Origin of the sequence: Serratia sp. BIGb0163, from assembly GCF_024809935.1 — a bacterium.
GTDB classification, from domain to species: Bacteria; Pseudomonadota; Gammaproteobacteria; order Enterobacterales; family Enterobacteriaceae; genus Serratia; species Serratia quinivorans.
On the sequence record NZ_JANUDZ010000008.1, the window covers coordinates 194,039 to 207,169 of the forward strand.

The 13,131-nt window shown below is 55.4% G+C and carries 12 protein-coding genes; all 12 read left to right on the plus strand.

Annotated features, from left to right (window positions below):
- The first annotated feature begins 120 nt into the window (after nucleotides 1-120).
- The 12 genes from wecA to wecG all read left to right on the plus strand — a co-directional run bounded on the left by wecA (nucleotide 121) and on the right by wecG (nucleotide 13,049).
- Entirely contained in the window at nucleotides 121-1,218 is a 1,098-nt protein-coding gene (gene wecA / locus M2406_RS22540) for a UDP-N-acetylglucosamine--undecaprenyl-phosphate N-acetylglucosaminephosphotransferase (RefSeq protein WP_112349379.1), read from the plus strand.
- Nucleotides 1,219-1,238: 20 nt separating this feature from the next.
- Entirely contained in the window at nucleotides 1,239-2,291 is a 1,053-nt protein-coding gene (wzzE, locus tag M2406_RS22545; protein ID WP_012004633.1) for an ECA polysaccharide chain length modulation protein, read from the plus strand.
- A gap of 84 nt (nucleotides 2,292-2,375) precedes the next feature.
- The gene (wecB, locus tag M2406_RS22550; protein ID WP_259191429.1) at nucleotides 2,376-3,506 is read left to right on the plus strand and encodes a non-hydrolyzing UDP-N-acetylglucosamine 2-epimerase; all 1,131 of its coding nucleotides are present in this window, start codon (nucleotides 2,376-2,378) and stop codon (nucleotides 3,504-3,506) included.
- The gene (wecC, locus tag M2406_RS22555) at nucleotides 3,503-4,765 is read left to right on the plus strand and encodes a UDP-N-acetyl-D-mannosamine dehydrogenase (protein WP_112363600.1); all 1,263 of its coding nucleotides are present in this window, start codon (nucleotides 3,503-3,505) and stop codon (nucleotides 4,763-4,765) included. Before wecB ends, wecC begins: the two co-directional genes overlap by 4 nt.
- Nucleotides 4,762-5,829, plus strand: a complete 1,068-nt coding sequence (rffG, locus tag M2406_RS22560; protein WP_012004636.1) for a dTDP-glucose 4,6-dehydratase — start codon at nucleotides 4,762-4,764, stop codon at nucleotides 5,827-5,829. The genes wecC and rffG overlap by 4 nt, the downstream gene beginning before the upstream one ends.
- Nucleotides 5,830-5,880: 51 nt before the next feature.
- Nucleotides 5,881-6,762, plus strand: a complete 882-nt coding sequence (gene rfbA / locus M2406_RS22565) for a glucose-1-phosphate thymidylyltransferase RfbA (protein WP_012004637.1) — start codon at nucleotides 5,881-5,883, stop codon at nucleotides 6,760-6,762.
- Entirely contained in the window at nucleotides 6,740-7,471 is a 732-nt protein-coding gene (gene rffC / locus M2406_RS22570; protein WP_259191430.1) for a dTDP-4-amino-4,6-dideoxy-D-galactose acyltransferase, read from the plus strand. Before rfbA ends, rffC begins: the two co-directional genes overlap by 23 nt.
- Nucleotides 7,458-8,588 (plus strand): dTDP-4-amino-4,6-dideoxygalactose transaminase, encoded by a 1,131-nt coding sequence (gene rffA, locus M2406_RS22575; RefSeq protein ID WP_017891261.1) that lies wholly within the window; start codon nucleotides 7,458-7,460, stop codon nucleotides 8,586-8,588. The genes rffC and rffA overlap by 14 nt, the downstream gene beginning before the upstream one ends.
- A 1-nt stretch (nucleotide 8,589) precedes the next feature.
- Nucleotides 8,590-9,840, plus strand: a complete 1,251-nt coding sequence (gene wzxE, locus M2406_RS22580) for a lipid III flippase WzxE (protein ID WP_259191431.1) — start codon at nucleotides 8,590-8,592, stop codon at nucleotides 9,838-9,840.
- On the plus strand, nucleotides 9,837-10,922 hold the full coding sequence (locus M2406_RS22585) for a TDP-N-acetylfucosamine:lipid II N-acetylfucosaminyltransferase (protein WP_259191433.1): 1,086 nt from the start codon (nucleotides 9,837-9,839) through the stop codon (nucleotides 10,920-10,922). The genes wzxE and M2406_RS22585 overlap by 4 nt, the downstream gene beginning before the upstream one ends.
- Entirely contained in the window at nucleotides 10,919-12,295 is a 1,377-nt protein-coding gene (gene wzyE / locus M2406_RS22590; protein WP_012004642.1) for an ECA oligosaccharide polymerase, read from the plus strand. Before M2406_RS22585 ends, wzyE begins: the two co-directional genes overlap by 4 nt.
- 13 nt (nucleotides 12,296-12,308) lie before the next feature.
- On the plus strand, nucleotides 12,309-13,049 hold the full coding sequence (gene wecG, locus M2406_RS22595) for a lipopolysaccharide N-acetylmannosaminouronosyltransferase (protein WP_012004643.1): 741 nt from the start codon (nucleotides 12,309-12,311) through the stop codon (nucleotides 13,047-13,049).
- Nucleotides 13,050-13,131 lie beyond the last annotated feature (82 nt).

A 13,131-nucleotide genomic window follows, 5' to 3' on the forward strand; every position in this document is an offset into this window, starting at 1 on the left:
ACGGTGGAATAAGAATGAATGGCTGTCGTCATAGGAAATGACTGAAAGGTAGCGGGATACCATGGCGCAACCTGTCGCCCGTGTTAAGCTGCCTTATCTTCTACAGAGATCTTGTTAACTGTGAACTTACTCACTATGAGTACTGAAATTCTATTTGTTTTCCTGTTTTCTTTGGCTTTTCTCTTTGTTGCCCGTAAAGCAGCAAAACGTATTGGTCTGGTTGATAAACCTAATTACCGTAAACGCCATCAGGGGCTGATCCCTCTGGTCGGAGGTATTTCTGTTTATGCCGGGCTGTGCTTCGCCTTTCTTATCTCTGACCAAACGATTGCGCATGGCAAACTCTACCTCGCTTGCGCGGGGATATTAGTGTTCGTTGGTGCTCTTGACGATCGTTTCGATATCAGCGTGAAAATTCGTGCGCTGGTTCAGGCACTGGTCGGCATCGCGATGATGGTTTTCGCCGGACTTTACCTGCGCAGTTTGGGTCATGTGCTGGGCGATTGGGAAATGCTGCTGGGGCCGTTTGGCTACCTGGTTACGCTGTTTGCCGTTTGGGCAGCCATCAACGCTTTTAACATGGTTGACGGTATTGATGGCCTGCTGGGTGGGCTGTCGTGCGTGTCTTTCGGTGCGCTGGGCGTGTTGTTGTACCTGAGCGGTCATTCTGACCTGGCCTTCTGGTGCTTCGCAATGATTGCCGCCATCGTTCCTTATATTCTGCTTAACCTCGGCATTCTTGGCCGCCGGTATAAAGTGTTTATGGGGGATGCCGGTAGCACGCTGATCGGTTTCACCGCCATTTGGCTATTGGTGCAAAGTTCGCAGGGCAAAGCTCACTCCATCAATCCGGTTACCGCGTTGTGGATTATTGCCATCCCGCTGATGGACATGATTGCGATCATGTACCGCCGTTTACGTAAAGGGATGAGCCCTTTCTCTCCAGACCGCCAACACATTCACCATTTGATTATGCGCGCAGGCTTTACGCCACGGCAGGCTTTCGTGTTGATTACCCTGGCGGCAGCCTTGCTGGCGGCTATCGGCGTGCTTGGCGAACGCCTTACTTTTATCCCTGAATGGGTAATGTTGGCATTATTCTTGCTTGCCTTCTTCTTGTACGGCTACTGCATTAAACGCGCCTGGCGTGTTGCACGTTACATTAAGCGTATCAAGCGTCGTCTGCGGCGTTCGAACGGCAATAAGCAAGTATCTTAACCAGAGGCTTTTGGGCAGTGATGAATCCAGAAACAAGGTCTGACAAGAATATCCCGGCGGTGGATAACGAACTCGATATCCGCGGCCTGTGCTGCACCCTGTGGCGTGGTAAGCCATGGATTATCGGTATTGCGGTGTTATTCGCCGTGGTGGCGCTGATGGTTTCCTACCTGGTGAAACAGGAGTGGAGTGCGACGGCGATTACCGATCGGCCAACAGTGAATGCGTTGGGGGGATATTATTCCCAGCAACAATTCCTGCGTAATCTGGACGTGCGGACCATGCCGGCCGCCAGCACCGATCAACCCGGCATTGCTGACGAAGCCTATAATGAATTCATTATGCAGTTGGCGGCCTACGATACGCGTCGCGATTTCTGGCTGCAGAGCGATTATTACAAGCAGCGCCAGGAAGGCGATGCCGCTGCCGATGCGGCATTGCTCGACGAACTGATTAACAATATTCAGTTCACACCGCGTGATGATAAAAAAGTGCCGAACGACGGCGTGAAGCTGACGGCGGAAACGGCGGCGGATGCCAACCGTCTGTTGCGTCAATATGTGGCGTTCGCCAGTCACCGCGCTGCGCAGCATTTGAACGAAGAGATCCAGGGTGCCTGGGCGGCCCGTACCACCTCGATGAAGGCGCAGGTCAAGCGTCAGGAAGCGGTGGCGGCGGCAGTGTATAAGCGTGAATTGAATACCATTCAACAGGCACTGAAGATTGCCGAGACGCAGGGTATCAGCCGTACTCAGACCGATACGCCGACAGAGCAACTGCCGGACTCCGACCTGTTCCTGCTGGGTAAACCTATGCTGCAGGCGCGTTTGGAAGGGCTACAGGCTTCAGGGCCAACCTTCGATCTCGATTACGATCAAAATCGTGCGATGCTGTCGACATTAAACGTCGGCCCGACGTTGGACGAGAAGTTTCAGACTTACCGCTATTTGCGGACCCCGGAAGAACCGGTAAAACGTGATAGCCCACGGCGGATATTCTGGTTGATCATGTGGGGCGCGATGGGTGCTTTGGTTGGCGCAGGTGTTGCCCTGGTGCGTCGGCCGCGTAATTAAAAATAATATAATAATTCGCTGAAGGGCGCATAAGCGCCCAATTCGCAGGTACGCCTGCGGTTAACCGACAATAAGAGATTCGCTGTGAAAGTGTTGACTGTTTTCGGCACCAGACCTGAAGCCATCAAAATGGCCCCGCTGGTACATGCCCTGGCTCAGGATGAAGCCTTTGAATCAAGAGTCTGCGTTACGGCACAGCATCGTGAGATGTTGGATCAGGTATTGCGGTTATTTGAGATAGTGCCTGATTACGACCTGAACATCATGAAGCCCGGCCAGGGATTGAGTGAGATCACCTGCCGTATTCTGGAAGGCCTGAAAGGCGTTCTTGAAGAATTCAAACCGGACGTGGTGCTGGTTCATGGTGATACCACCACCACGCTGGCGACCAGTTTGGCGGCGTTTTACCAGCGTATCCCGGTTGGGCACGTAGAGGCGGGTCTGCGTACCGGCGACCTTTACTCCCCATGGCCGGAAGAGGCTAACCGCAAGCTGACCGGCCATCTGGCGATGTATCATTTTGCCCCGACGGAAAACTCACGTCAGAACCTATTGCGCGAACTGTTACCGGACGATCATATCTTCGTCACCGGTAACACGGTGATTGACGCGCTGTTCTGGGTACGCGATCGGGTGATGAATGATGTGGCATTGCATGACAGCCTGTCACAACGCTACCCGTTCCTGGATGCCGACAAAAAAATGATCCTGGTGACCGGCCACCGTCGTGAAAGTTTTGGCGGCGGGTTTGAGCGGATTTGCAGCGCGCTGGCAGAAATTGCCCGCACTCATCCCGATGTGCAGGTGGTGTACCCGGTACATCTCAATCCCAACGTTAGCGAGCCGGTCAACCGCATTCTGAAAGGGATCGATAACATCATCCTGATCGACCCGCAGGATTACTTGCCCTTTGTGTACCTGATGGCCAACGCTTATATGATCCTGACCGACTCGGGCGGTATTCAGGAAGAGGCGCCGTCATTGGGCAAACCGGTGCTGGTGATGCGCGATACCACCGAACGGCCGGAAGCGGTCGATTCGGGTACGGTGCGTCTGGTGGGAACCGACGTAGCCAAAATTGTTGATGCGGTTACCCAGTTGCTGACGGACGAAGACGAATATCACGCCATGAGCCGGGCGCATAACCCTTACGGTGACGGGCATGCCTGCCAGCGTATTCTCGAAGCTTTGAAGAATCATCAGGTGACACTATGAGTTTTAACACTATTTCGGTTATCGGCCTGGGTTACATCGGTCTGCCAACGGCGGCGGCGTTTGCCTCCCGCAAGAAAAAAGTGGTGGGCGTAGATGTTAACCAACATGCGGTGGATACCATTAATCGCGGCGCGATCCACATCGTTGAACCCGATCTGGATAAAGTGGTGAAAGACGCGGTCGACGGCGGCTACCTGCAGGCGGTGACCCAACCCCTGGCTGCGGACGCTTTCCTGATTGCGGTGCCAACGCCGTTTAAAGGTGACCATGAGCCGGATCTGGCTTATGTAGAAGCTGCGGCCAAATCTCTGGCACCGGTGCTCAAAAAGGGCGATCTGGTTATCCTGGAATCCACCTCTCCGGTCGGCGCCACCGAGCAGATGGCGCAGTGGCTGGCCGAGGCGCGCAGCGATCTCAGCTTCCCGCAGCAGGCGGGTGAAGCCGCTGATGTGAATATCGCTTATTGCCCAGAGCGCGTTCTGCCAGGGCAGGTGATGGTTGAGCTGATTCAGAACGACCGCGTTATTGGCGGCATGACGCCAAAATGTTCGGAGCGCGCCAGCGCGTTGTACAAGATTTTCCTCGAAGGCGAGTGTGTCATTACCAATTCACGTACTGCAGAGATGTGCAAACTCACCGAAAATAGCTTCCGTGATGTGAACATCGCCTTTGCCAACGAACTGTCGTTGATTTGCGCCGATCAGGGCATCAATGTCTGGGAGCTTATTCGCTTGGCCAACCGCCATCCGCGGGTGAATATCCTGCAGCCAGGCCCTGGCGTTGGCGGACACTGCATCGCGGTCGACCCTTGGTTTATCGTGTCGCAAAACCCGCAGCAGGCACGTTTGATTCATACTGCGCGTCTGGTGAATGACGGAAAACCTTTGTGGGTAGTGGATCGCGTGAAAGCGGCCGTTGCCGACTGTCTGGCGGCGACCGACAAGCGCGCTTCAGAAGTGAAAATTGCCTGTTTCGGCCTGGCCTTCAAGCCAAATATCGACGATCTGCGCGAAAGTCCGGCGGTGGAAGTGGCCCATCTGATTGCCGATTGGCACGTGGGAGAAACGCTGGTCGTTGAGCCGAACGTGGAACAGTTGCCGAAATCGTTGGTAGGCCACGTGACGCTGAAAGAGTTGCCAGAAGCGCTGCAGCAGGCGGATGTGATCGTGATGCTGGTCGATCATAAACAGTTCAAGGCGATCAAGCCGGAAGAGATTACGCAGTCCTGGATCGTGGATACCAAAGGGGTTTGGCGTTGAAACGTATTTTAGTCACTGGAGGCGCCGGCTTTATTGGTTCCGCGGTCGTGAGGCATATTATCGAAGCCACGCAGGACAGTGTCCTGGTGCTGGATAAGCTCACCTACGCGGGCAATCTGGAGTCGCTTTCGGTGGTTGCCGATAACCCTCGTTATTCGTTTGAACAGGTGGATATCTGCGATCGCGCGGCGTTGGATCGGGTGTTTGCCGAGTACCAGCCGGACGTGATCATGCATCTGGCGGCAGAAAGCCACGTTGACCGTTCTATCGACGGCCCGGCGGCATTTATTGAAACCAACGTGGTGGGCACCTACACCATGCTGGAGGCGGCCCGCCACTATTGGCAGCCGCTGGACGCGGCAAAGAAGCAAAGCTTCCGTTTCCACCACATTTCCACCGACGAAGTGTATGGCGATCTGCACGGTACGGACGATCTGTTTACCGAAACCACGCCTTACTCGCCAAGCAGCCCGTATTCGGCCTCGAAGGCCTCCAGCGATCATCTGGTTCGCGCCTGGCTGCGTACTTACGGTCTGCCGACCCTGGTCACCAACTGTTCCAATAACTACGGCCCCTATCACTTCCCGGAGAAACTGATCCCGTTGGTGATCCTCAATGCCGTTGCCGGTAAACCCTTGCCGGTGTATGGCGATGGGGCGCAGGTGCGTGATTGGCTGTATGTCGAAGACCACGCTCGCGCGCTGTACCAGGTGGTTACCGAAGGCGTGGTAGGGGAAACCTACAATATCGGCGGCCACAATGAGCGCAAGAATATTGAAGTGGTGCAGACCATCTGCGACCTGCTTGAAGAGTTGGCGCCGAACAAGCCACAGGGCGTGGAGAAATACCGCGACCTGATTACCTACGTCAAGGATCGCCCGGGCCATGATATGCGCTACGCGATAGATGCCGGAAAAATTGACCGGGAGCTGGGCTGGCGCCCGCAGGAAACCTTTGAAAGCGGCATCCGCAAAACGGTTTCCTGGTATCTGAACAATGAAATCTGGTGGCGTCGCGTTCAGGACGGTTCCTATGCGGGTGAACGTTTAGGTTTATCCGACTAAATTTAGCGAGGCCACCGCTTAAGCGGTAGCCCTGTGGATTCTGGAGTGAGTATGAAAGGTATTATTCTGGCGGGCGGTTCCGGCACACGCTTGCATCCGATTACCCGCGGCGTATCCAAACAGCTATTACCTATTTACGACAAGCCGATGATTTATTATCCACTGTCAGTTTTGATGCTGGCGGGGATCCGCGACATTTTAATCATCTCTACCCCAGAAGATTTACCCTCGTTCAAACGCTTATTGGGCAGCGGCGAAGAGTTCGGCATTAACCTCAGTTATGCCGAACAACCCAGTCCTGACGGCCTGGCGCAGGCATTTTTGATTGGCGAAGAATTCCTCGCCGGCGAGCCGAGCTGCCTGGTGCTGGGTGACAACATTTACTTTGGCCAGGGCTTTAGTCCGAAACTGAAGACGGTTGCCGCCCGTACGCAGGGCGCTACCGTGTTCGGTTATCAGGTAATGGATCCCGAGCGCTTTGGCGTGGTGGAGTTTGATGATAATTTCCGTGCGCTGTCGATCGAAGAAAAGCCGAAAGCGCCTAAATCCAATTGGGCGGTGACTGGGCTGTATTTCTACGACAGCCAGGTTGTGGAGTTCGCCAAACAGGTGAAACCTTCGGAGCGCGGAGAGCTGGAGATCACCAGCATTAACCAGATGTACCTGGAGCGTGGCGAACTGACGGTTGAACTGCTGGGGCGCGGCTTCGCCTGGCTGGATACCGGTACTCATGACAGCCTGCTGGAAGCCAGCAGCTTTGTGCAGACGGTGGAAAAACGTCAGGGCTTTAAAATTGCCTGTCTGGAAGAAATTGCCTGGCGTAACGGCTGGCTGGACGATGAGGGCGTGAAACGCGCCGCACAATCGTTGCTCAAAACCGGTTATGGAAAATATCTGCTGGATCTGCTGCATGCACGCCCACGCCAGTATTGAGCCATTAGCCTGGGAAACTGAGTTTTTCGCCCTTAACAGCGCCAAACTCAATTTCTCTACGGCGGCTCCGATGCTCACCGAGGCCGAACTGGATGGCTACGCATTAGTGCAGGCCAAAATTCCGGCGCATCAGACTGCTTTGGTGGACGGCTTGACCCGTTTGGGCTTCCAACTGGTTGAGGGTGAAGTCGATCTGGTGCTGAATATCGGCACGGAATGTGCATCACTTCATACCGAGGTTACGCAGGCCATTCGCCCGGCGGTGCCGGCCGATATCCCGATGCTGCGCGCAGCGGCAGCCGGCGTATTCACCGCCAGCCGTTTCCGCGCCCCCTGGTATCACTCCCAGGACAGCGGCCGCTTTTATGCCGAATGGATAGAAAAGGCGGTATTGGGCACCTTTGACCATCAATGCCTGCTGGTACTCGACGATACTGGGCAGCCGGAAGGCTTTGTCAGCCTGCGTGAACTCGGTGGCTCGGAGGCCCGCATTGGTCTACTGGCGGCGTTCCCCGGCGCGGCAGGCAAAGGAATTGGCTCTCGATTAATGGCGGCGGTTATTGCCGAGTGCCGCCAACGGTCACTGCAGCGTCTGCGGGTTGCGACCCAGTTCGGTAACATCGCCGCACTACGGCTCTATCAACGACAGGGTGCTGCTATTGAAAGCACCTCGTATTGGTTATACAGAGGAAGACATGATCCCATTTAACGCACCACCGGTTGTTGGCACTGAACTTGACTATATGCAGGCTGCGATGGGCAGTGGCAAGCTGTGTGGTGACGGTGGATTTACCCGTCGTTGCCAGCAGTGGATGGAACAGCGTTTTGGCAGCCCGAAGGTGCTGTTGACGCCGTCCTGCACCGCCTCGCTGGAGATGGCGGCGATCCTGCTGGATATCCAGCCGGGCGATGAAGTGATCATGCCGAGCTTCACCTTTGTTTCAACCGCCAACGCCTTCGTGCTGCGTGGTGCCACCGTGGTGTTTGTCGACCTGCGCCCTGACACCATGAACATCGATGAGAGCAAAATCGAAGCGGCCATCACCGATAAGACCCGTGCCATTGTACCGGTGCATTACGCCGGTGTAGCCTGCGAGATGGACACCATCATGGCGCTGGCGAAGAAGTACGAGCTGTTTGTGGTGGAAGATGCGGCGCAGGGCGTGATGTCCACCTACAAGGGGAAAGCGCTGGGTACCATCGGCCATATTGGCTGCTTTAGCTTTCACGAAACCAAAAACTACACCGCAGGCGGTGAGGGTGGCGCTACGCTGATTAACGATCCGGCGCTGATTGATCGGGCGGAAGTCATTCGTGAGAAAGGCACCAACCGCAGCCAGTTCTTCCGTGGGCAGGTGGATAAGTACACCTGGCGTGATATCGGCTCCAGCTATCTGATGTCCGACCTGCAGGCCGCGTATCTGTGGGGCCAACTGGAAGCGGCTGACCGCATCAACCAACGCCGTCTGGCGCTGTGGCAGAAGTATTACGACAGTTTCCTGCCGTTAGCCGAGGCGGGCCGTATCGTGCTACCGAGCATCCCGGCAGACTGCGTGCAAAATGCGCATATGTTCTATATCAAACTGCGCGATGTTGAAGACCGTACGGCGTTTATCGATTATATGAAAGAAGCCGAGATCATGACGGTATTCCATTACATCCCACTGCATGATTGCCCGGCGGGCGATCGCTTTGGCCGCTTTGCCGGGGAAGATCGCTTCACCAGCCAGGAGAGCGCGCGGTTGGTACGTTTGCCGCTGTTCTACAATATGACTGATGTCACTCAGCGCACGGTGATCAATACCATTCTCAACTTCTTCGCCTGATATGTCGCTGGCAAAAGCATCGATTTGGACCGCCGGCTCTACGCTTATCAAGATTGGCGTGGGGCTGTTGGTGGTGAAACTGCTGGCGGTGGCCTTTGGCCCCAGCGGGGTGGGGCAAGCGGGTAACTTCCGCCAGTTGATTACCGTGCTGGGCGTGTTGTCCGGTGCCGGGATTTTTAACGGCATCACAAAATACGTTGCCGAATATCATCAGGATCCGCAGCGGTTGCGGTTGGCTGTTGGCACGGCGTCGACCATCGTGCTGGTTTTTTCCACGCTGTTGGCGCTGGTGTTCTTGTTCGCGGCCAAACCTATCAGTATCGGGCTATTCGGCCATGCTGATTATGTCGGCGTAGTGCGGGCGGTGGCGTTTATTCAGATGGGTATTGCTTACGCCAACCTGTTTATGGCGGTGCTGAAGGGCTACCGCGATGCGATGGGCAATGCGCTGGCGGTGATTGGCGGCAGCCTGATTGGCGTGGTGGCCTACTACCTGTGCTTCAAGCTGGGCGGTTATGAAGGTGCGCTGGCGGGGTTGGCATTGGTACCGGCATTGGTAGTGTTGCCCGCCGGTTTTATGCTGTGGCGACGCAAAACCCTGCCGCTGAGCTATTTGGCGCTGGCATGGGACAAGGCGCTGGCCAGCCATCTCGGCAAGTTCACCATTATGGCGCTGATCACCTCAGTGACGCTGCCGGTGGCCTATGTGATGATGCGTAACCTGCTGGCAAGCCATTACAGTTGGGAAGAGGTGGGGATTTGGCAGGGCGTCAGCAGCATTTCCGATGCGTATCTGCAGTTTATTACCGCCTCGTTTACCGTCTATCTGCTGCCAACGCTGTCGCGGTTAAAGGAAAAAAGCGCTATCTCGCAGGAGATTGTACGCTCACTAAAATTTGTGCTGCCTGCGGTGGCGGCAGCAAGCTTCACGGTCTGGTTGCTACGCGATTTCGCTATCTGGTTGCTGTTTACGGACAAGTTCGTCGCGATGCGCGATTTGTTCGCCTGGCAACTGGTGGGGGATGTGCTGAAGGTGGGTGCTTATGTATTTGGCTACCTGGTTATTGCCAAGGCGTCGCTGCGTTTTTATATCCTGACCGAAGTCAGCCAGTTCCTGCTGTTGACGCTGTTCTCGCATTGGTTGATCCCTTTGCACGGCGCGCTGGGTGCGGCACAGGCCTACATGGCAACCTACATCGTGTATTTCACGCTCTGTAGCTGCGTATTTATTCTTTATCGTAGACGAGTATGACTACACTGATTCACGTATTGGGATCTGACATCCCGCATCACAATCAGACGGTGCTGCGTTTCTTCAACGACGTGTTGGCGAAACGCTTGCCGTCCGATCAGACACGCCATTTCATGGTGGCTGCCAAAGATACCGCTGCGTTAGGGCCGTTCCCCGAGCTGAACCTTGAATGTCATCCGGACAAGAAAAGCCTGGCGATGGCGGTTATAGCCCGTGCTCAGGCCGATCGCGACCAGCGTTTCTTCTTCCATGGGCAGTTTAACCCGACGTTGTGGCTGGCATTGCTGAGCGGCAAAATCAAAGCCCATCAGGTCAGCTGGCATATCTGGGGCGCTGACCTGTATGAAAACGCCACCAGTTGGAAATTCCGCCTGTTCTATTTGCTGCGCCGCATTGCACAAGGCCGCGTCGGACGCGTATTCGCTACCCGTGGCGATGTGATCCACTATCAACAGCGGCATGCGCGTGTGCCCGCCTCCCTGCTGTATTTCCCGACGCGGATGGATCCGGCATTGACCGGTATCAGCGTCGAGAAAAATCTGGCTGGGCCGATGACCATTCTGGTGGGTAACTCCGGCGATCGCACCAACCGGCACGTTGAGGCACTGAAAGCGATTCATCAACAGTTTGGCGCAGATGTACGCGTGATCCTGCCGATGGGTTATCCGGCCAACAACGAGGCTTATATTGAACAGGTCCGCACTGCCGGGCTGGCGCTGTTCAGTGCCAGCAATCTGCAGGTGCTGACGCAGCAGGTGGCGTTCGACGACTACCTGAACATTCTGCGCGAGTGCGATCTTGGCTACTTTATCTTTAACCGCCAGCAGGGTATCGGCACGCTTTGCCTGTTGATCCAGTTTGGCGTGCCGTTCGTGCTGAGCCGGCAGAACCCGTTCTGGCAGGATCTGGCGGAGCAGCACCTGCCGGTGCTGTTCTACGGTGATTCTCTGGATGAGGCGGTAGTGCGTGAAGCGCAACGCCAACTGGCGTCAGTGGACAAGCAGGCGATCGCGTTCTTTAATCCCAACTACGTTGATGGCTGGCAACAGGCATTAGCCCTGGCGGCAGGGGATAACTCATGACGCTGGCGCAATTTGGCGGGTTATTTGTCGTCTACCTGATTGGCACGTTGTTTGTTCTGACGTTGACCTATCAGGAGTTTCGGCGCGTCCGTTTTAACTTCAACGTGTTCTTTTCGCTGCTGTATTTGCTGACGTTTTACTTCGGCTTCCCGCTGACCTGCCTGCTGGTGTTTCAGTTTGACGTTGAGGTGGTGCCGGTCGAGTTCTTGCTGTATGCCATCCTCTCGGCCACCGCGTTTTATGCGATTTACTACGTCAGCTATAAAACCCGGCTGCGCAAGCGTAGCGTGCAACCGCGTAAAGCGGTATTCAGCATGAACCGGGTTGAAACCCATCTGACCTGGATTTTACTGGCATTGGTGGCGATCGTTACCGTCGGCATTTTCTTTTTGCAAAACGGTTTTCTGCTGTTCAAGCTCAACTCATACAGCCAGATTTTCTCCAGTGACGTGTCGGGCGTGGCGCTCAAGCGGTTCTTCTATTTCTTCATTCCGGCGATGCTGGTGGTGTATTTCCTGAAGCAGGATCTGCGAGCCTGGTTCTTTTTCCTGGCGGCGACGGTAGCTTTTGGCATCCTCACCTATGTGATTGTTGGCGGCACCCGCGCCAATATCATTATCGCTTTCTCGCTATTCCTGTTTATCGGTATCGTGCGCGGCTGGATCTCGCTGTGGATGCTGGTTGCTGCGGGGGTGTTCGGCATTGTCGGCATGTTCTGGCTGGCGTTAAAGCGCTACAGCCTGGACGTCAGTGGCCCCGAGGCGTTTTATACCTTCCTCTATCTGACGCGTGACACCTTCTCGCCGTGGGAAAATTTGGCGTTGCTGCTGCAAAACTACGACAAGATTGATTTCCAGGGGCTGGCGCCGATAGTGCGTGATTTCTATGTGTTTATTCCGAGCTGGCTATGGCCGGGCCGACCGGACACGGTGCTCAATACTGCCAACTATTTCACCTGGGAAGTGCTGGATAACCATTCTGGCCTGGCGATCTCACCGACGCTGATCGGTTCGCTGGTGGTGATGGGGGGCGCGCTGTTTATTCCTGTTGGCGCGGTGCTGGTGGGTATGATCATCAAGTGGTTCGACTGGCTGTATGAGATGGGCAAAAGCGAATCGAACCGTTATAAAGCCGCCATATTGCAGGGCTTCTGCTTTGGCGCGGTATTCAACATCATCGTATTGGCGCGAGAAGGGGTGGATTCGTTTGTCTCGCGGGTGGTGTTCTTCTGCCTCATTTTCGGCGTCTGTTTGCTGATGGCAAAATTGCTGTACTGGCTGTTTGATACTGCCGGATTGATTAAGGCGCGAGTGCAGCGTTCGCGAACGCTGACACCGCCTGCTTCTTCTGTGCGGGCCGACGGCCTTTTGTAAGGGTAATAATAAGATGGAAGCAAAAATCTCGGTTCCCAAATATGAGCTGCGCGGTTTCAGCCTGTGGGGATTTCGCGATATGGCGCAATGCATGGATTTTCTGTTTGACGGCGGCCGGGTCAAGCGCGGCACGCTGGTTGCCATGAACGCCGAAAAAATCCTGACGGCAGAGCAGGACACTGAGCTGCATGCCTTGCTGGACGAGGCTGAGTATAAGTATGCCGACGGCATCAGCATGGTGCGCTCAATCCGCCGTAAATATCCGGGTGCCGACGTGTCTCGGGTAGCGGGAGCCGATCTGTGGGAGGCGCTGATGCAGCGCGCCGGTCGTGAAGGCACGCCGGTGTTCCTGATTGGCGGCAAGCCGTCGGTGTTGGCAGAAACCGAACAGAAGCTGCGCAGCCAGTGGAATGTGAATCTGGTCGGTAGCCAGGACGGTTATTTCAAGCCGGAGCAACGTGAACCCCTGTTTGAACGTATCCGTGCCAGCGGGGCCGCGATAGTGACGGTTGCGATGGGATCGCCAAAACAGGAGATCCTGATGCGTGATTGTCGCAAGGTGCATCCGCAAGCGCTGTATATGGGCGTAGGCGGGACCTACGACGTATTTACCGGGCACGTTAAGCGTGCGCCAAAGGTCTGGCAGAACCTCGGCCTGGAATGGCTCTACCGGCTGCTCAGCCAGCCGAGCCGTCTTGGGCGCCAACTGCGGTTGCTGAAGTTCGTGAGTTACTATTATCGCGGCAAGATGTAATCAAGGCGTTGGGGCGGATTTTCTGCCCCGACGCAATGAGTTGTTCAATTAATCTGCTTTGTGGCCAATTATCCAGCACTCT